Consider the following 19,186-nt stretch of genomic DNA (forward strand, 5'->3'; position numbering starts at 1 on the left):
TTGGCAGCTGCGCGATGAACAGACCCCTGGTCGTTATCTTCGCCGCGCTTTGCCTCGACGCCGCCGGCATCGGCCTGGTGTTCCCTATTCTGCCGCGCCTCCTTGCTGAAGTGACGCAGAGCCAGAACATTGCACCTTATATCGGAGTGATGACCGCGCTCTATGCGGTGATGCAGTTCATCTTCGCGCCGGTGCTCGGCGCGTTGAGCGACAACCTCGGCAGGCGTCCGGTGCTGCTGATTTCGCTCGCGGGAGCGGCAATCAATTATGTTGTCCTGGCGTTCGCGCCGCAGCTCTGGATGCTGCTGCTCGGCCGCGCCATCGCCGGCCTGACCAGCGCCAATGTCTCGGTGGCCATGGCTTACATCACCGACATTTCTTCGGAAGACCAGCGCGCCCGCCGGTTCGGCCTGTCCAACGCCATGTTCGGCATCGGCTTCATCGTCGGGCCGGTTCTCGGCGGCCTGCTCGGCGATACCTGGCTGCGGCTGCCGTTCATCGCCGCCGCGGTGCTGAACGCCGGCAATCTGCTGCTGGCCTTGCTGGTCCTGCCGGAGTCGCGCACGCCGGCCCGCCAGAGCATCGATCCGGCGGCCCTCAACCCGCTGCGACCGCTGCGTTGGGTGTTCTCGATGAAAGGCCTTCTGCCCATCGTCGCGGTATATTTCATCCTGAGCGCCACCGGCGAGGCCTACGGCACCTGCTGGGCGCTGTGGGGGTTTGACACGTTCCAATGGAACGGAATGTGGATCGGGCTTTCGCTCGGCACCTTCGGCCTCTGCCAGACCCTGGTGCAGGCGTTCCTGCCCGGCCCGGCCACCCGACTGCTCGGCGAGCGCAGCGCGGTGATCGTCGGAATCGGCTGCGCCTGCGTCGCTCTTGTCGCGCTGGCCTTCGCCAACCAGGGCTGGATGGTGTTCGTCATCATGCCGGTGTTCGCGCTCGCCGGTATCGGCACGGCGGCGTTTCAAGCCCTGGCCACGCGACAGGTGGATGCGGACCGTCAAGGTCAGTTGCAAGGCGTGTTGGCCTCGGCGGTCAGCCTGGCTTCCATCGTCGCGCCGCTCGCCTTCTCGACATTCTACTTCGCCGTGCAGAGCGACTGGCCCGGCGCGATCTGGCTCTCGGTGGTGGTGATCTATGCCATCGCGGTGCCGCTGGTCTTGCTCGGCACCCACACCGCCCGCGCCGCGACATGACGGTTATTCGTGCCCCGTTCCGCGCTGCGCTGCGGCGGTCGCAAAAAACGCCCGACCTTGCGGCCGGGCGTTCGTCGTCGGTGATGCGGCGCTGATCAGCCGCGGGTGCGCGAGCGGATCATGAAGCTGTCGAAGGTGTATTCGGCGACCTGCCACCACAGATACTGATCGGAGCGGTAGGCCTGCATCGCTTCGATCGCCTTCTTGAAGTCGGCGTTCTTGGCGGAGATTTCGGCCCACAACTCATTGGTCGCCTTCAGGCAGGCGTCCAGCACCTCGTTGGAGAACGGCCGCAACTGGGTGCCGCCGGCCACCAGCCGCTTCAGCGCCGGCGGGTTCTGCATGTCGTAGCGCGCCGCCATCCAGCTGTTGGTGGCCTGCGCCGCGTTGGCCAGCACCGACTGATAGCTCTTCGGCAGCGAGTTGAATTTTTCCAGATTGGCGAAGGCGTGCACGGTCGGGCCGCCTTCCCAGAACCCCGGATAGTAGTAGTACTTCGCGACCTTCTGGAAGCCGAGCTTTTCGTCGTCATAGGGGCCGACCCATTCGGCGGCGTCGATGGTGCCTTTTTCCAGCGCCGGATAGATATCGCCGCCGGCGATCTGCTGCGGCACCACGCCGAGCTTCTGCAGCACCTGGCCGGCGATGCCGCCGATGCGGAATTTGAGGCCCGACAGATCGGCCACCGTCTTGATCTCCTTGCGGAACCAGCCGCCCATCTGGGTCCCGGTGTTGCCGCAGGGAAAGCCGATCAGGCCGTATTTCTTGTAGAACTCGTTGCCGAGCTCCATGCCGCCGCCCTGATACCACCAGGAATTCTGCTGCCGCGCGTTGAGGCCGAACGGCACCGAGGCATAGACCGCGAAGGTCGGGTCCTTGCCGACATAGTAGTAGGAGACGGTGTGACTCATCTCGACGGTGTTGTTCGAGGTGGCGTCGAGCGCCTGCAGGCCGGGGACGATTTCGCCGGCCGCGAACACCTGGATCTGGAACTTGTTGTCGGTCATCTCGGCGACTTGCTTGGCGAGATATTCCGCGCCGCCATAGATGGTATCGAGCGATTTCGGGAAGCTCGAGGTCAGCCGCCACTTGATTTCCGGCGACGACTGCGCAATCGCCGGCGACGCCACCGCGGCCACCGCAGCGCCGGTTGCGGACACTTTCAAAAAGTCACGACGTTTCATCAAGCCATCTCCTTGTTGCCGGCGTTTCCCGGAATTTTCCCTTCAGCAGTGTACGACGGCGAGGCCAATCACCACGCCGACGACGCTCTGGTGAGTGGTCTGTACCACGATGTCCGGCTGCGGGAAAACGCCGCGACGCCGCCGGGCCGCAGCATGCAACCAAAGTCGAATGCAGCCGCAACTGCAGTGCGGAATAACTCAGCCGGCGACCACGGCGTGAAGCTGATCCCGGACTTGGCCGGCGATCGCGCGGTAGATCGCGGCGTGCACGCCGGTCGGCTCGCTCACCACCACCGGGGTGCCGGCGTCGGAGTTGCTGCGGATCGACATATGCAGCGGCACCTCGCCGAGGAACGGAACGCCGAGCCGCTCGGCCTCGTGCTTGGCGCCGCCATGGCCGAAGATATCGGAGCGCGTGCCGCATTGCGGGCATTGGAAGTAGCTCATGTTCTCGACGATGCCGAGCACCGGCACGCCGACCTTGCTGAACATCGCCAGCCCGCGCCGCGCGTCGATCAGCGCCAGATCCTGCGGCGTCGAGACGATCACCGCGCCCTTCAGCGGCACGTTCTGCGCCAGCGTCAATTGCGCGTCGCCGGTGCCGGGCGGCATGTCGACCACCAGCACGTCGAGCGTGCCCCAGGCGACGTCGCGCAGCATCTGGGTGATCGCCGACATCACCATCGGCCCTCGCCAGATCATCGCGCTGTCTTGCTCGACCAGAAAACCGATCGACATGATCGAAAGGCCGAACCGCTCGATCGGAATCATCTTGCGGGCGTCGTCGAGTTGCGGCCGTTCGTTGATCCCGGTCAGCTTGGGAACCGAGGGACCGTAGATGTCGGCGTCGAGCAGCCCGACCTTGAGCCCGAGGTCGCGCAGCCCGAGCGCCAGATTGAGCGCGGTGGTGGATTTGCCGACACCGCCCTTGCCCGACGCGACCGCGATGATCGAGGTGACGCCGGCGATCTCCGCCTGCTTCGACATCGGCGAGGCCGGACCCGGCCCCGCCGGCGGCCGATGCGCCGCGTTCGGCGCCACGCCGGGCCGTGGCGCCGCCGGCGCAGATCCCGGCTTGCGCTCGGCGGTGAGCGCGATCATCGCCGCCTTGACGCCGGGGAGCGCCTTCACCGCGGCTTCCGCCTGGCCGCGAACGGCCTCCCAGGCCCGCACCTCGCTGGCCTCGACATTGATGGCGAAATACACCTTGCCGTCGACGATCGAGATCTCCGACAACACATCGGCCTTGGTCAAAGCGACGCCGCGCGGCGAGGCCAGCTTCGCCAGACAATCAACAATTTGCTGCTGCGTCACGCTCAAAGGACTCTCCTGTCACCGCTGCTCCCGAATCCGAAGTTCGCCATCCGCGACGGCGCGGTCTTCGCAACGGTGCACAGCTGTTGCCGCCAGACGCGGCCCGGCTCGTTGCTGTGGCACAAGGAAATCTGCTGGTTGCAGTTCAGGCTCGCGCCGCGAGATGTCCTTTTAGGCCGAAAAGGTCGCAAGACAAGACGCCCATCGCGCCGGTTCCGGCGGATTCCTCCGGGCGGCGGGCTTGCCGCGACGACGTCGCCGTTTATGCTACCGCCTCGCCTCCTCGCCCTCTCCCGCAACCACACTCCCTTCGCAATTTCGGCGTGGCGCGCGCCGAGCAAACTCAGGATTGAAGACATGGCCAAAGTCGCTTTTCTCGGTCTCGGCGTCATGGGCTTTCCCATGGCGGGGCATCTGGTCGCCAAGGGCGGCCACGAGGTCACGGTGTTCAACCGCACCGCCGCGAAGGCCAAAGCCTGGGCGGAGAAATTCGGCGGCCGCACCGCGGCCACGCCGCGCGAGGCCGCGCAGGGTCAGGATTTCGTGATGGCTTGCGTCGGCAATGACGACGACCTGCGCAGCGTCACGATCGGCGCCGACGGCGCCTTCGCCGGCCTGAAGCCCGGCGCGATCTTCGTCGACCACACCACCGCCTCCGCCGAGGTCGCCCGCGAGCTCAACGCCGAGGCAAGCAAGCACGGCTTCGCCTTCGTCGATGCGCCGGTGTCGGGCGGCCAGGCCGGCGCCGAGAACGGCGTGCTGACGGTGATGTGCGGCGGCGGCATCGAGGCTTATGCCGCGGCCGAGCCGGTGATCGCCGCCTATGCGCGGATGTGCAAGCTGATGGGCCCGGCGGGCTCCGGCCAGCTCACCAAGATGGTCAACCAGATCTGCATCGCCGGGCTGGTCGAGGGGCTGTCGGAGGGCATCCACTTCGCCAAGAAGGCCGGGCTCGACGTCAATGCCGTGATCGACACCATCTCCAAGGGCGCGGCGCAGTCCTGGCAGATGGAGAACCGCCACAAGACCATGGCCGAAGGCAAATTCGATTTCGGCTTCGCGGTGGAATGGATGCGCAAGGATCTTTCGATCTGCCTCAGCGAGGCGCGCCGCAACGGCGCCAGCCTGCCGGTGACGGCGCTGGTCGACGCGTTCTACGCCGAGGTCGAGAAACTCGGCGGAAAGCGCTGGGATACGTCGAGCCTGTTGGCGCGGCTGGAGCGCTGATCGTCTCCCGAGCACTCAAGGCGCGATGCACGAATTCAGGCGATCGAGGTCGCCATTGCGAGGGGACTCTTGCGACGAAGCAATCCAGGGCTCCGACGATGCCCCTGGATTGCTTCGCTGTTCGGCCGGCGCACCGCGCCGACCTCGGCTCGCAATTGACAATAAACCGTCTCGCGCGGCGCTGATGCACGGCGGCCACGGCGGCGACAAACCGGCGGCGATTAGCCATTTGTTAACCCGATTGGCTTCCCCTCTAAGGTTACTCTTAACGATTTCTGACGAAAAATAACCGAAGATAACCGCGCGCGTCTCTGCGCTGGATTTGTGTTGGTCGATGAGTATCCCCGCCGATAGGCCTGAGGTGGTTCAGCTTCCGGCTGAAGCACCGATCGTGACGCCGGCGCGCAATCGACGCGCTGCGGCGCAGCGGGTCCGTGAGGCCCGCGATCGGCTGACCTCGACCAGCGGCACCCGCCCGGCGTTCGATCACGAGCTGCTGCGGCAATACGCCCAGATGCGGCAATCGGCGTCAGTGGTGGTGATCCTGCTGGTGGTGGCCACCGGGGCGTTGTTCGGGATCTGGATCCAGCCGTTGTCGGCCGCGGCCTGGACCTGCGGGATGCTGTGCGTCCATGCGGTGATGATCCGCATTTGCGGCCGCTTCCTCGACGAGCCGCAAACGCCGGCGCGAACCCGCATCTGGCGCACCCGCTTCGTGCTGCTCGATCTGTTGTACGGCGTGTGCTGGACCGCGATCCTGATTCACCCGCCCGGCGTCGAAGTGGTGTCCAATACGCTGTTGATGTTCCTGATGCTGCTGGTGGTGGCGGTGTCCAGCATGCTGGCCGCCAACCTGCCGATCGCGGCCTTGGCGGCGACCGCGCCGGTGACCGCGGCGATCGCGGTCAACTTCCTCATGAGCGGGAGCTTCGACAATTACATTCTCGCGCTGTTGACGGTGGCCGCCGAAGGTTATTTCGCCCTGCTAGCGCACCGGCTGCATTCCACCACGCTGGCGACGCTGGAAGCCCGCGCCGAAAAGGACGCGCTGATCGGCGAGCTCGAACAAGCCAAGGCGATCTCCGACGAGGCGCGGCATCGCGCCGAAGCCGCCAACGTCGCGAAATCCCGGTTCCTGGCGCAGATGAGCCACGAATTGCGCACCCCGCTGAACGCCATCCTCGGCTTCTCCGAAGTGATGAAGAGCGAGATCTTCGGCGCCCATGCGGTGGCGGTGTACAAGGACTACTCTGCCGACATCCATAATTCCGGCGTGCACCTTTTGAACCTGATCAACGAGATTCTCGATTTGTCGCGGATCGAGGCCGGACGCTACGAGCTCAACGAGGAAGCGGTGTCGCTGGTCCACGTCGTCGCCGATTGCCATCATTTGTTGAAGCTGCGCGCCTCCAGCCGCGGCATCACCATCCACGAGGTGTTCGAGCAGGGCATGCCGCGGATCTGGGGCGACGAGCGCGCGGCGCGGCAGATCGTGCTCAACCTGTTGTCGAATGCCATCAAGTTCACCCCGCAGGGCGGCGAGATCTGGCTGAAGGTCGGCTGGACCGCCTCCGGCGGACAATATCTCAGCGTCAAGGACACCGGCTCGGGCATCGCCGAGGATGAGATTCCGATCGTGCTGGCGTCGTTCGGCCAGGGCTCCAACTCGATCAAATCCGCCGAACAGGGCGCCGGCCTCGGCCTGCCGATCGCCAAGAGCCTGATCGACATGCATGGCGGCACCTTCACGCTGAAATCCAAATTGCGGATCGGCACCGAAGTGATCGTCACCTTCCAGCCGGAACGGGTGATGTCGGCCTTGGCGCCGATGGCCGACGAGGCGCCGCCGCTGCAGCCGTCCTACGACGTCAATCTGGCCGACGAAAACCGCCGGGTTCGCAACAAGCCGATCATGAGCGCAGGAACCGGACTGTGATCCGGTTTCACGCCAGGTCCCCATCGCAGCATGTCATCCCATGAGTAGAACCTCGCCTTGCATCGACGTGTGCATCATCGATCCCGACAGCGCGCTGTGCATCGGCTGCGGACGCACGGTGTCGGAGATCACCGACTGGCGTCATCTGCCCGGCGAGGCGAGGCGCGCCATCATGGCGCAGCTGCCGGACCGCCTGATCGAGGCCGGGCTGCGACCGCAGCCGGCCGCCGAACCAGAACCGCCGACGACGGAAACCAACCGATGATAGGTGCGAGGTGAGCCGCATTCTGCTTGTGGTGATGGTGCTGGTGGCGACCGCCGGCGCGGTGGTGGCGTATGGCGATCCCGACCGGATCGCCTCGGCCGGCGACGTGGTGTCGCATATGCTGCATCAGCGCGCCACGCCGCGGCCGCGCATCGTGCAGATCGATCGCGGTCAATCCGGCGACTTCGTGCTGCGCGCCAAGGTCAACGGCGTCTCGACGCCGATGGTGATCGACACCGGCGCGACCTCCGTGGTGCTGACCTACGAGACCGCGAAGGCCGCCGGCCTACCGCTGGAAATGCTCGACTTCAATGTCGACGTCGCCACCGCCGGCGGCCACACCAAAGCGGCGCGGCTGTCGCTCGACAGCCTGGCGATCGGCAAGCTGGTGGAGCGCTCGGTGCCCGCTTTGGTGGTGCCGCGCGGCCAGATGAAGACCAACCTGCTCGGCATGAGCTTTCTCGATCGGCTGGAGCGCTGGGAAGTCCGTGCCGACCGGCTAATGCTGCACGGCTATCCGTAGCAAAACGCGCTCGCCGAAATCGCAACGCGCGTCCCCTCGCCCCGCTTGCGGGGAGAGGTGAGGCAGTGATCGAGTGGGACGATTCTTACTCAAGCTCCCGCGGCGGAATTCCGGTTGGGCTGCCAGCTCACGCCGCTTCCACGGCGCGGTCCTCGATCCGGGCGATCGCCTCGCGCAGCACCGCGATGCCGGCATCGGGCCTGACGCCCTGCTCGGCGAGATGGCGGCGGAACGCGCGCGCGCCGGGCACGCCGTGATAGGCGCCGACGAAATGCCGGGTGATCGAATGCAGCCGGGTGCCTTGCGCGAGCTGCGCTTCGATATAGGGCATCATCGCCTGCAGCGCCGCCGACATGCTGGCGAACGGCGCCGGCTCGCCGAACAGCTCCGGATCGACCGCCAACAGCCGCCACGGCTCCTGATAGGCGGCGCGGCCGAGCATCACGCCGTCGACATGCGAAAGATGCGGCTTGGCTTCGTCGACGCCCGCGATGCCGCCATTGATCACGATCGGCACGCCGGGCAGCGACGCCTTCAGCCGATACACCCGGTCGTAGTCGAGCGGCGGCACGTCGCGGTTTTCCTTCGGCGACAAGCCGTTCAGCCAGGCCTTTCGCGCGTGCACGATCAGCAGGTCGGCGCCGGCCTCGACCACCGCGCGCGCCAAAGTATCCAGTGCGACCTCGGGGTCCTGGTCGTCGATGCCGATGCGGCACTTCACCGTGACCGGAACGCCGACCGCGCGCTTCATCGCCGCGACGCCCTCGGCGACCAGCGCGGGCTCCGCCATCAGGCAGGCGCCGAACCGGCCGTCCTTCACCCGATCCGACGGACAACCGACGTTGAGGTTGATTTCGTCATAGCCGAAATCCTCGCCGATCTTCGCCGCGCGCGCGAGGTCTGCCGGATCCGAGCCGCCGAGCTGCAGCGCCAGCGGGTGCTCGCAGGGATCGAAGCCGAGCAGCCGGTTGCGATCGCCATGGATCACCGCGCCGGTGGTCAGCATCTCGCTGTAAAGCCGCGCGCGGCGCGACAACAGCCGGTGGAACACCCGGCAGTGCCGGTCGGTCCAGTCCATCATCGGGGCGACAGAGAACCTATGTAATTGATCAGGCGGCATTATCTTTGAGGCATTCATTCGTTGAAGCGGCGGCGGCCGGCATTCTACGCCAGCTTGCCGCGCATGGCATCAGGCCTCACGCCATTGCCGTTCGGCTTCGTCCCACGCCGCCAGCGCCTGAAGGTCCGGCACCCAGGCCAGGCCGGATTTGCCGTCCGACGAGATTGCTTCCGCAGTGACGACGACGTCGAGCAGCGCCGGAAGGTTGGCGAACGCCCGCTCCAGCGCCGCCGCGAGGTCTTCCGCACGCTCGACGCGCTCGCCATGCATGCCGAAGGCCCGCGCCATCGCCGCGTGGTCGGCGCGTTGCAGGCGGGTCCCGACCACCTCGCCATAGCTTTGCTGTTGATCGTGGACCTCGATCTGCCAGGCCGCGTTATTGGCGACCACGATCAGGACCGGCGCCTTGTGGCGAACCGCGGTGTCGAGCTCGATGGCGTTGAAGCCAAAGGCGCCGTCGCCGGTGGCAACCATCACCGTGCGATCCGGACAAGCGAGGCTGGCGGCGATGCCATAGGGCACGCCTACGCCGATGCAGCCGAGCGGCCCGGGATCCAGCACCACCGCCGCGGACAGAGCGACGCGCGCAAAGGCCAGAAAATCCCCGCCGTCGATCGCCAGAATCGCGCGATCGTCGAGCCATTCGTGCAAGGCGCCGAGCAGACGGTTGGGGTGAATTCCGCCATCGCCGCCGGCCGGCGCCGTCGCCATCGCCTGTTTCAGCCGCGCCGTGCGCTGGCGGTGCTCGCGCCGCAGCCGCGCGATCCAGGATTGCTCCGCAGCGGCCGGGCGGTTGCCGGCGGCGGCGATGATCGCCCGCACCGCATGCTTCGGCGTGGCGTAGATTTCGACCGCACCGCGCCGGTTGTCGCGGAGTTCGGACGGCGTATCGGCAATCCGGAGGAAGGTAGCGTTGCGAAACACCGCCGGCGACCCATAGGCCAATTGAAAATCCAGCCGCCGGCCGATGGTCAGAACGAGATCCGCTTCCGCCATCGCGATGGCGCGCATCGCGCCCACCGCGCTCGGATGATGCTCCGGGATCAGCCCGCGGCTTTCCCCACTGTCGAGATAGGCGGCGCCCAGCCGGTCCAGCAATTCGGCGATCTCGACGCCCGCCTCACCCGCGCCGCGCCCGGTCACGATCAGCGGCCGCTTTGCGCTGAACAACAGTTCGACGGCCTCGGCGACGTCGCCGGGCGACGGATGCGTGGTCTTCGGCTGCTTCGCAACCAGGTGCTCGGGCAATTGCACCGCATGCGGCACCTTGGCCCGCAACGTATCGGTGGGAAATTCGAGATACACCGGCCCCGGCTCGCCGCCACCCTCGCCGCGGGCCCGCGACACCGCTTCGTCGAGCTCCTGCAACACCATCGCCGGCTCGTGGACCGCGCGGGCGTAGCGGGTGATCGAGCGCAGCAGTTGAAGGTGATCGAGGTCCTGCAGCGCGCCGCGGCCCTGCTGCGGCCGCGGCGGCGTTCCCGACAGGATCAGCAGCGGCGTGCGCGACGCATGCGCGTTGGCGATGCCGGTCATCGCATTGGTGACGCCGGGCCCCGCGGTCACCAGCGCGACGCCGACCTCGCCGGTGACCAGGGCATGCGCCTGGGCCATGTGAACCGCGGCGCGCTCGTCGCGGACATCGATGATCTGTACGCCTTCATGGTGCACCCGCATCCAGATCGGCATGATGTGGCCGCCGCACAGCGCGAAGATCCGTTTCATCGCGCGGCTGCGCAGAAAGCGGGCGATCACGGCGGCCGAACAGTCTTCTGCGAGTTGCAATGTGGTCTCCCCGGCGGTCAGCGCCGTGGCCGCCGCGCGCGGCGGCCGCCATAATTCAGCGGTTCACCAGTCGCGCCGGATTGGCGAACACCATGAGCGCGCCGATCACCAGCGCCCCCGCCAGCACGATCACCCCGATATTGGTGCTGCCGGTCAGATCCTTGATCCAGCCCAGCAAATAGGGGCTGATAAAGCCGGCCACGCTGCCGACCGAGTTGGCGACCGCCAGCCCCATCGCCGCGGCCGGACCGCTGAGGATCGCCGGCGGCAGCACGTAGAACTGCGGAATGCAGGTCAAGACCCCCATCGCCGCCAGCGTCAGCGCCGCCAGCGCCAGCACGGTGTCATGGGCGTAGATCACGCTGAGCGTCAGTCCGATCGCCCCGACCAGGGCGGGCAGCGCCAAATGCCAGCGACGTTCCTGATTGCGGTCCGAACTGCGGCCGATCAGATACATCGCAATCAACGCGCCCAGATACGGAATCGCGGTGAGCAGCCCGACATTCAACGGATCCTTGACGCCGGTTTCCTTGATGATGCTGGGCAGCCAGAAGCTCAGGCCGTACAGCCCCATGGTGAAGAAGAAATAGGTGCAGCTCAGCAGCCAGACCCGGCCGCTGGCAAAGCCCTGCCGCGAGGTGTGCAGGCGTTTTTCCGAGGCTTCGCGCGCCAGATCGGACTTGATCCTGGCCTTGTCGGTACCGCTTAGCCACTTCGCCGACTCGATGTCGTTGTCGAGGTAGAAGAAACACAGCACGCCGAGCAGCACCGCCGGGATGCCTTCGAGCATGAACATCCATTGCCAGCCCGATAGCCCCGCCACGCCGTTCATGCCGGTCATCAGCCAGCCGGACAGCGGGCCGCCGATGATCCCCGAGAGCGGAATGCCGGCGAGAAACAACGCCGAGGCCTTGCCGCGGTGCGACGACGGAAACCAGATCGTCAGATAATACAGGATCGCCGGAATGAACCCGGCCTCGGCGGCGCCGAGCAGAAAGCGCAGCCCGTAGAACATCGCCGGCGAGGTGACATACATCATCAGCACCGAGACGATGCCCCAGGTGACCATGATGCGGCCGATCCAGATCCGCGGCCCGACCCGGACCAGCACCAGATTGCTCGGAATTTCGAACAGCACATAGCCAAGGAAGAAGATGCCGGCGCCGAGCCCGTAAACGGTCTCGCTGAATTTCAGATCGCTCAACATCTGCAACTTGGCGAACCCGACATTGATCCGGTCGAGATAGGCCACGACGTAGCAGATCAGCAGAAACGGAATGAGCCGACGCAGCAGCCGCGAGTAGATCTCGCCGTTGGCCGTTTCCGCATCGACGCGGCCGAGAGCAATGTTGCTCATGTCCTTCTCCCTGTGAGGCAATCCCTTGCTGGGATCATTGTTACTTATGGTAGCGAGCGCTTCTATTGTGCGCGACGAGCCGATCTGGCTCGCCCGGTCTTGGCTGCCGTCAGGCCATCGCGGCGGTGGCGAGGCTCTTGCCGCGTTCCCACAGCACATCGGCGCGGCCGTCGGCGCGGTTCTCGGCCCTCGCCACCACGAACAACAGATCCGACAGACGGTTGAGATAACAAAGCCCGAAACTCTCCGCGGCCGGCGCAGTATCGCTGAGGACGCCCGATGCCGTCGCCTCGGTCTCGAGCAGGCTGCACAGCTGCCGCTCCGCGCGCCGGCACACGGTGCGCGCGACATGGGCGAAGGCCGAAGCCGGTGCGCCACCGGGAAGGATGAAGTCCTTCAGCATGTCGAGGCCGGAATTGGCTTCCTCGAAATTCCGTTCGATCCGCAACAGATGTGCTTCCGACAACAGCGGCGTTCCTGGCACGCTGATCTGTGCGCCGAGGTCGAACAGATCGTGCTGAACCAGCGTGAACAGCTGTTTCATCGGCTCGGACTTCGACAGCGCGATCAGCACCCCGATCCAGCTGTTCAATTCGTCGACGGTGCCGAGCGTGGTGATCGTCGGACTGTCCTTGTCCACCCGCAGCCCGTTGCCGAGACTGGTCTGGCCCTGGTCTCCGGTGCGCGTGACGATGCGCGACAGCCTATGTCCCATGGCATGCTCCCTGCTCCTCGAAGCGCGACTGCTGCGCGCGATAGACTTCGGCGTAACCGCAATATTGCGCGATGATCGCGGCCATCATCGTCCGCTTTGCGGAATCCAGCTTGGCAATCGCACGGGCCGGGCGTCCGGCGTAGAGCGCGCCGCTTTGCAGCCGCTGACCGGGCTCGGTCTCAGCGCCGGCCGCCAGCAGCACATCGTCCTCGATCACGGTGCCGGGGTTGACGACGCTGCCGATCCCGACCAGGCAACGATCGCCGATCCGACAGTCCATCATCTGGACATTGTGGCCGATGGTGGTGTCGCGCCCGATCACCACGCCGCCGCCGGAACAGAAAATCCGGGTGTTGTCCTGGATATTGCTGTTGTCGCCGACCACGATCGCGGCGCCCTCCGCGTGCAGCACGCAGGAGAAGAACACGCTCGCGTTGGCACCGAGATCGATCTGGCCGGCAAGATCGGCGGTGCGGGCGACGAACGCCTGCGGCCGCCACTTCGCCGCGGCGCGATCGCGGAGTGCAACCGCGGCGTTGCCCGCAGCTTCGCGCAGCCGCGCCTTGCGTTGCGCCTGCTCGGCCGGAGCCAAAGCAGCAACGCGCTTGGCCGGCGCGCCGGCATAGACCGACCCTTTCTGCAGCGTCGAGCGCGGATAGACCACCGCACCGCGCTCGATCACAACCTGATCCCCGACGATCGAGCCGTCGAGGATCACCACGTCGTCTTCGATCACGCAATCATCGCCGACGGTGCAGGCATGCACCACGGCGTTGGACCCGACCGTCACCCGATCGCCGATGAGGGTCGGATAGAGCTCGTGCGCGATGTGGACGGTGGCATGGCTGCCGATGCTGAAATCGTCGCCGATCCGCACGAAATGCCCATCGGCGCGGATCACCGACGCCGGCCCGAGCCAGGCCCGCGCGCCGATTCTCACCTTGCCGAGCACGCTGGCGTCGACCGCCGCGAAGGCCGGTTCGCCGGCAAAATACGGCGCGGTGCCTTCATAACTCAGCACTTGGCAGGCCGTGAGCAGCTCGGACTGGAGAGTCATGCCGTGGCGTCCTTGGGTTCGGCCTCGCGGCCGCATGTGCTCGCTGCATCGCGCATCGCTCAGAACACCGGGGTTTCGCGGTAGACCCCCCACACCGATTTCAGCCGCTCGATGATGTCGCCCATGGTGGCGCCGGCGCGCACCAGTTCGATGGTAATCGGCATGATGTTCTGCGACGGGTCCTTGGCGATCTCGACGAGCTGCTGCAGCAAGAGATCGAACTTCACCTGATCGCGCTCCCGGCGCACCCGCTGGGTGCGGGCGACCTGCCGCTCGGCCGTGGTCTGGTCGTAGGGATGGGTATGGATCGCCGGATCGGCGGTGCTGTCGACGAAACAATTGACGCCGATCACCGGCTTGTCGCCCGACTGCTTGCGCAACGCGGTCTCGTAGGCGAAGTCGGCGATATGGCGCTGGAACCAGCCTTCCTGGATCAGCTTCAAGGTGCCGCCGCGCTGCTCGATCTCCTCGAGAAGTTCGAAGATCCGCTTCTCGTATTCGGTGGTCAGGCTCTCGACGTAGTAGGAGCCGCCGAGCGGGTCGGTCACCTGGGTGACGTTGGTTTCCTCGGCGATCACCTGCTGGGTGCGCAGCGCCATCCGCATCGCGTCTTCGGTCGGAATTGCGAAGGCTTCATCGTAGCCGTTGGTATGCAGCGACTGGCAACCGCCGAGTGCGGCGGCCAGCGCCTGCATCGAGGTGCGGACCACGTTGACCATGTATTGCGGCTTGGTCAACGACGCCGCGGCGGTCTGGCAGTGGAAGCGCAGCCGCATCGATTCCGGATTGGTGGCGCCGAACCGCTCCTTCATGATCTTGGCATAGCAGCGCCGCAGCGCCCGAAACTTCGCCACCTCCTCGAAGAAGTCGGCCTGGCAGACGAAGAAGAACGCCAGGCGCGGCGCGAATTCGTCGACCTGCATGCCGGTCTTCAGCACCTCCTCGACATAGACGATCAGGTTCGCCAGCGTGAACGCGGCCTCGTGCAGCGGCGAGGAGCCGGCTTCGGAGATGTGATAGCCCGAGATGTTGATCGGGTTGTAGCGCTTCATGTTCTTGGCGCAATAGGTGATGCAGTCGCGCACGATCCGCACTGACGGCTCGATCGGGAACACGTATTCCTTTTGCGCCATGTACTCCTTCAGGATGTCGGCCTGCACCGTGCCGGACAGTTTGTTGAGATCGTAGCCGCGCTGTTCGGCGAGCACGATATACATCGCCAGCAGTATCCAGGCCGATGGATTGATCGTCATCGAGACCGAGATCTTCTCCAGGTCGATGTCGTCGAACAGCGCTTCCATGTCGGCGAGCGTATCGATCGCCACACCCTCGCGGCCGACCTCGCCCTCGCTCATCGGATGGTCGGAATCGTAGCCCATCAAGGTCGGCATGTCGAAGTCGGTGGAAATTCCGGTCTGGCCCTGCGCGATCAGATATTTGAAGCGCTTGTTGGTGTCCTCGCCGGTGCCGAAGCCGGCGATCTGCCGCATCGTCCAGGTCCGCGAGCGATACATCGTCGGATACGGGCCACGGGTGAACGGGTAGCGCCCCGGCAGGCCGATATCCTCGATCGGGGTGGCGGCAAGGTCGGCCGCGGTGTAGGTGCGCTTCACCGGAAAATCGCCGAGCGTGAAGAACTCGCTCTTGCGTTCGGCCTGCTTGCCGAGGAACTGGGTGACCTCGTTGGCCTCCCAATCTTTCTCCTCGGCGCGAATCTGATCGATGGTGGCCTGCGACAGCACCGAGCGGTCTGCGATCTTGTCCATGCGGCGTATCCTTATTGGAGGGACTTGGCGACCAGTTCACTGGCGAGCGCGTAGGGATTGCCTTCGCGGCGCAGCAGACGGTCGGCGATGGAGGGGACGAACGAGGTCGATGCTTTGATGAAGCGTTCGATCAGCAGGGTTTCCGCGGTCTTCTGCAGCCGGAAATTCGCGATCGACAATTGCCGCTTGCGCCCGCTCTCGGTCTTGAAGGCGATGGCGCGATGGCCGGCGATCGCCGTGACCAGATCGTCGAACCCCTCGCCGGAATACGAGCTGACACCGAGCACCGGCACCTGCCATTCCGGTTTCGCCGAGCTCGCGGCCCCCAGCGTCATCATCTGCTTGATGTCGACCAGCGTGCGGTTGGCGTCGCTGCGATCGGCCTTCGACACCACGTGGATGTCGGCGATTTCCAGCATCCCGGCCTTGATCGCCTGGATCTCATCGCCGAGCCCGGGAGCCGACACCACGATGGTGGTGTGCGAGGCCTTGGCGATCTCGACCTCGTCCTGACCGACGCCGACGGTCTCGATGATGATGGTGTGGAATCCGCCGACGTCGAGAATGTCGACGGCGTCGAGCGTCGCCCGCGCCATTCCGCCCATCGCGCCGCGGGTCGCCATGCTGCGGATATAGACGCCGGGATCGTTGGCCAAGTCCGACATCCGGATGCGGTCGCCGAGGATCGCGCCGCCGGAATAAGGACTGGAGGGATCGATCGCGACGATGCCGACGGTCTGCCCTTGGGCGCGAAACCGCTGGGTCAACGCCGCGACCAGCGTCGACTTGCCGCTGCCCGGAACGCCGGTGAGGCCGATCACATGCGCCCGCCCGGAGCGCTGATAGATCGCCGCCAGCGCGTCTCGCGCCTCCGGCATATTGGCCTCGGCGCGCGAGATCAGCCGTCCGATCGCCGCGGTCTCGCCGCGCGCGGCCCGTTCGATCAGTTCGGAAGACGGGACATAGCGGCTCATGCGCCGCTCTCCGACCGGATCTGACTGTACATATCGCGGAACACGGCGCGGTCGTCGATCACCCGGCGCGCCTTGAAATCGGTGCGCGGCAGGCTGCCCTTGGCGACGATCTCCGCGGTGGTGCGCAGCCCGAGCAGCTTCTGAATCCGCCGGCTGACGTCGAGGCGGAAGTGCTCGATCGCGCCTTGCGCGAAGGTGTCCTCGGTGGCTTCGACCCGCAGCAGCAATTCGTCCATCGCCGCTTCGCGGGTGATGATGATCTGATGCTCGCCGCCATAGCCGGGCGTCGCGTTCAGCGCGGCGTCGATCTCGCTGGGATAGACGTTCTCGCCACGCACGGTGAACATGTCGTCGATCCGGCCGAAGATCCCCTGCGGCAGTCGTGGATAGGTCCGCCCGCACGGATTGGGCTCATCGACCCACAGCGTGAGATCGCCCGACGCCAGCCGGATCATCGGCTGCGAGGTGCGTTCGAGGTGGGTATAGACCGGCGTTCCACGCTGGCCGTAGGGCACCCGACGCATGGTCTTGGGATCGCAGACCTCGGTGTAGACCAGGTCCTGCCAGCACAGCATGCCCTCGGTCTCGGCCGATCCGGCGATGTTCATCCAGGGCGACATCTCCGCCATCGAGCCGCAATCGAACACCGCGGCGCCATAGAAATCCTCGATGCGGTCGCGGACGCCGGGGATCGACGCACCGGGCTCGCCGGAAAAGAACATGTGCTTCAGACCGAACTTGCGCGGGTTCAGCCCCTCGTCGATCGCGGCCTGCGCCAGATGCAGCGCGTAGGTCGGGGTGCCGTAAAACCCCGACGGCTTGATGGTATCGAGCCATTGCGCGCAGCGGATGGTCATGCCCGGCGCGCCGGCGCCGAACGGAAATGCCTTGGCGCCGAGCCGCTCGGCGCCGGCCAGCGCGCCCCAGCTGCCCATATACAGGCTGAGGATGGCGGCGACGCAGATGGTGTCGCCCGGCCGCATTCCCATCGCCCACATGATCCTGGCGTGGGCGTTGGCGATCGAGCTCCAGTCGTTGCGGCCGATCGCGAAGGCGGTGGGCCGCCCGGTGGTGCCGCTGGTGCCGTGAATATGAAAGATTTCGTTGTCGGGCACGCACAGATAGTCGCCGAACGGCGGCTGCGTCGCCTGCGACTCGCGCAGCTCCTTCTTGGTGATCACCGGGACCTTGTCCTCAAAGTCCTCCAGCGACCGCAACTGATCCGGATGAAATCCGGCCTCGCTCCAGCGCCGGCGGTAGAACGCGGAGTGATCATAGGCGTAGCGGCAAACCTGCTGCAGCCGCAACAGAATCGCCACGTCGCGCTCGCCGGCCGGCATGGTCTCGCGCCGCGGAAACCAATAGCGGCTGTCGGACGGCGGCAGATAAGCGGCGTCATAGGACGGCGGAAATGACCAGGATTCCATCGCAGGGCCTCCCAATCAGCGCTCGCCGCGCTCGGATACGAGACGCGCCAGCGTGGCGACGATCGCATCCGGCGCGCTGTCCTGTAGCAACACCTCCTTGACGCCCATCCTTTTCAGTTCGGCGACGTCCTCGTCGGGCATCACGCCGCCGGCGACGACGATCATGTCGTCGGCCCCTTTGGTGCTGAGCAGCTGGAAGATTTTCGGAAACACCGTCAGTTGCACGCCGGACAACAGGCTGACGCCGAGCACGTCGACGTCCTCCTGGACTGCAGCGGTGACCACCTCTTCGGGGGTGCGGTGCAGCCCGGAATAGATCACGTCCATCCCGGCGTCGCGTAGCGTGCGCGCCACCACCTTGACGCCGCGGTCGTGGCCATCGAGCCCGACTTTGGCGAGCAGAACGCGAATCGGCTGGGTCAAACGAAGCCTCCCTAAAATTCTTGTTTTGTTTTTTTTGTATTCTGAATTCAGTACTCGAAACTCAGAATGTCGTTGCCTTGCGCGGTTGTCAAGCGTCACTGATATTGCACAGCGAAGAATCGAAGGGATGCCGATGTGGAATCGCTAGAATCGCCGAAAAGCTTGGTCGATCAGGCGTATGAGGTGATCCTCGATGCCTTGTGCGACGGCACCTTCAAGCCCGGTGAACGGCTGACTCAGGAAGACATCGCCGCCCGGCTCAACGTCTCGCGGCAGCCCGTCACCCACGCCCTCGCCGTCTTGAAGGCGCAAGGCTTTCTGGCGCAGGCGGGACGCCGCGGCCTCACCGTGACTTCGGTGGAGCCGCAATTTTTCGAATCGATCTATCAATTCCGCTCGGCCGTCGAACCGCTCGCGGTTCAGCTGGCCACACCGCGGCTCACCAAACAGGCGATCCTGCGCGGCCGTTCGCTGGTCGAGCACGGCCGCAACCTGGTGGTCGCGGGCGATAGCCGGGCGACGCTGCAAGCCGACATGGATTTCCATTCATTCATTTATTCGTTGTCCGGCAATCCGCTGATCGCCGAGACCATGGGGCTGCATTGGCGCCATCTGCGCCGCGCCATGGGCGAAGTGCTGCGCTACCCGGGAATGTCGATCAGCGTCTGGCAGGAGCACGGCCGAATCCTGGAAGGCATGATCCGCGGCGACGGCGACGGCGCCGCTGAACTGATGCGCCGCCACTTGATCGAGGCCTATAACCGGGTCGGAAAGATTCAGGACGCAGCAACATAGGGCTGATTCCGGGCAATTGATGTGCGGTCGAACGAACGACCATGCCTAACGATCGCCGGACGGCCTCGGATCAGTGATGGTGCAGTGAGCACCCAGCGGCCGGATCACCTCGTTGAAGT

The 19,186-nt window shown here is 65.6% G+C and carries 17 protein-coding genes; 6 read left to right on the top strand and 11 right to left on the bottom strand.

What is annotated here, in order from left to right; genetic code table 11:
- Window positions 1–14: 14 nt before the first annotated feature.
- A complete protein-coding gene (locus VGC77_RS02495; RefSeq protein ID WP_331169978.1) occupies window positions 15–1,199 on the top strand; it encodes a TCR/Tet family MFS transporter in 1,185 nt (394 codons plus the stop codon).
- A gap of 95 nt (window positions 1,200–1,294) precedes the next feature.
- Here the strand turns inward: VGC77_RS02495 and VGC77_RS02500 are convergent, their stop codons facing one another.
- Both VGC77_RS02500 and apbC read right to left on the bottom strand, forming a co-directional pair.
- The gene (locus VGC77_RS02500; RefSeq protein WP_331169979.1) at window positions 1,295–2,383 is read right to left on the bottom strand and encodes a TRAP transporter substrate-binding protein; all 1,089 of its coding nucleotides are present in this window, start codon (window positions 2,381–2,383) and stop codon (window positions 1,295–1,297) included.
- A 198-nt stretch (window positions 2,384–2,581) separates the two neighbouring features.
- Window positions 2,582–3,703: an iron-sulfur cluster carrier protein ApbC gene (apbC, locus tag VGC77_RS02505; protein WP_331169980.1), complete on the bottom strand. Its 1,122-nt coding sequence runs from the start codon at window positions 3,701–3,703 to the stop codon at window positions 2,582–2,584.
- Between the two features lie 351 nt (window positions 3,704–4,054).
- Here apbC and VGC77_RS02510 point away from each other — a divergent pair, with 351 nt between their 5' ends.
- The 4 genes from VGC77_RS02510 (at window position 4,055) to VGC77_RS02525 (ending at window position 7,648) form a co-directional block, all read left to right on the top strand.
- Window positions 4,055–4,924 (top strand): NAD(P)-dependent oxidoreductase, encoded by an 870-nt coding sequence (locus VGC77_RS02510; protein ID WP_331169981.1) that lies wholly within the window; start codon window positions 4,055–4,057, stop codon window positions 4,922–4,924.
- A gap of 334 nt (window positions 4,925–5,258) precedes the next feature.
- Window positions 5,259–6,860, top strand: coding sequence for a HAMP domain-containing sensor histidine kinase (locus tag VGC77_RS02515; RefSeq protein ID WP_331169982.1), 1,602 nt, complete (start codon window positions 5,259–5,261; stop codon window positions 6,858–6,860).
- A 40-nt stretch (window positions 6,861–6,900) separates the two neighbouring features.
- Complete coding sequence (locus VGC77_RS02520; RefSeq protein ID WP_331169983.1) at window positions 6,901–7,125, top strand: DUF1289 domain-containing protein; 225 nt, start codon at window positions 6,901–6,903, stop codon at window positions 7,123–7,125.
- Between the two features lie 10 nt (window positions 7,126–7,135).
- Window positions 7,136–7,648: a TIGR02281 family clan AA aspartic protease gene (locus VGC77_RS02525; RefSeq protein WP_331169984.1), complete on the top strand. Its 513-nt coding sequence runs from the start codon at window positions 7,136–7,138 to the stop codon at window positions 7,646–7,648.
- Between the two features lie 127 nt (window positions 7,649–7,775).
- Here the strand turns inward: VGC77_RS02525 and dusA are convergent, their stop codons facing one another.
- The 9 genes from dusA to VGC77_RS02570 all read right to left on the bottom strand — a co-directional run bounded on the left by dusA (window position 7,776) and on the right by VGC77_RS02570 (window position 18,272).
- The gene (gene dusA, locus VGC77_RS02530; RefSeq protein ID WP_331169985.1) at window positions 7,776–8,768 is read right to left on the bottom strand and encodes a tRNA dihydrouridine(20/20a) synthase DusA; all 993 of its coding nucleotides are present in this window, start codon (window positions 8,766–8,768) and stop codon (window positions 7,776–7,778) included.
- 69 nt (window positions 8,769–8,837) lie between these two features.
- Entirely contained in the window at window positions 8,838–10,553 is a 1,716-nt protein-coding gene (locus VGC77_RS02535; protein ID WP_331169986.1) for a thiamine pyrophosphate-binding protein, read from the bottom strand.
- 55 nt (window positions 10,554–10,608) lie between these two features.
- Window positions 10,609–11,910 (bottom strand): MFS transporter, encoded by a 1,302-nt coding sequence (locus VGC77_RS02540; RefSeq protein ID WP_331169987.1) that lies wholly within the window; start codon window positions 11,908–11,910, stop codon window positions 10,609–10,611.
- Window positions 11,911–12,019: 109 nt separating this feature from the next.
- A complete protein-coding gene (locus tag VGC77_RS02545; RefSeq protein ID WP_331169988.1) occupies window positions 12,020–12,625 on the bottom strand; it encodes a cob(I)yrinic acid a,c-diamide adenosyltransferase in 606 nt (201 codons plus the stop codon).
- The gene (locus tag VGC77_RS02550; protein ID WP_331169989.1) at window positions 12,615–13,682 is read right to left on the bottom strand and encodes a gamma carbonic anhydrase family protein; all 1,068 of its coding nucleotides are present in this window, start codon (window positions 13,680–13,682) and stop codon (window positions 12,615–12,617) included. The genes VGC77_RS02545 and VGC77_RS02550 overlap by 11 nt, the downstream gene beginning before the upstream one ends.
- A gap of 59 nt (window positions 13,683–13,741) precedes the next feature.
- On the bottom strand, window positions 13,742–15,448 hold the full coding sequence (locus tag VGC77_RS02555) for a methylmalonyl-CoA mutase family protein (protein WP_331169990.1): 1,707 nt from the start codon (window positions 15,446–15,448) through the stop codon (window positions 13,742–13,744).
- An 11-nt stretch (window positions 15,449–15,459) separates the two neighbouring features.
- The gene (gene meaB, locus VGC77_RS02560; protein ID WP_331169991.1) at window positions 15,460–16,422 is read right to left on the bottom strand and encodes a methylmalonyl Co-A mutase-associated GTPase MeaB; all 963 of its coding nucleotides are present in this window, start codon (window positions 16,420–16,422) and stop codon (window positions 15,460–15,462) included.
- Window positions 16,419–17,849, bottom strand: a complete 1,431-nt coding sequence (locus VGC77_RS02565; RefSeq protein WP_331169992.1) for a phenylacetate--CoA ligase family protein — start codon at window positions 17,847–17,849, stop codon at window positions 16,419–16,421. Before VGC77_RS02565 ends, meaB begins: the two co-directional genes overlap by 4 nt.
- A 15-nt stretch (window positions 17,850–17,864) precedes the next feature.
- Entirely contained in the window at window positions 17,865–18,272 is a 408-nt protein-coding gene (locus tag VGC77_RS02570) for a cobalamin B12-binding domain-containing protein (RefSeq protein WP_331169993.1), read from the bottom strand.
- A 135-nt stretch (window positions 18,273–18,407) separates the two neighbouring features.
- On the opposite strand from VGC77_RS02570, the gene VGC77_RS02575 reads away from it, so the two are divergent.
- Window positions 18,408–19,067, top strand: coding sequence for a GntR family transcriptional regulator (locus VGC77_RS02575; RefSeq protein WP_331169994.1), 660 nt, complete (start codon window positions 18,408–18,410; stop codon window positions 19,065–19,067).
- Window positions 19,068–19,186 lie beyond the last annotated feature (119 nt).

The organism is Rhodopseudomonas sp. (genome assembly GCF_036404135.1).
Classification (GTDB): domain Bacteria; phylum Pseudomonadota; class Alphaproteobacteria; order Rhizobiales; family Xanthobacteraceae; genus Rhodopseudomonas_A.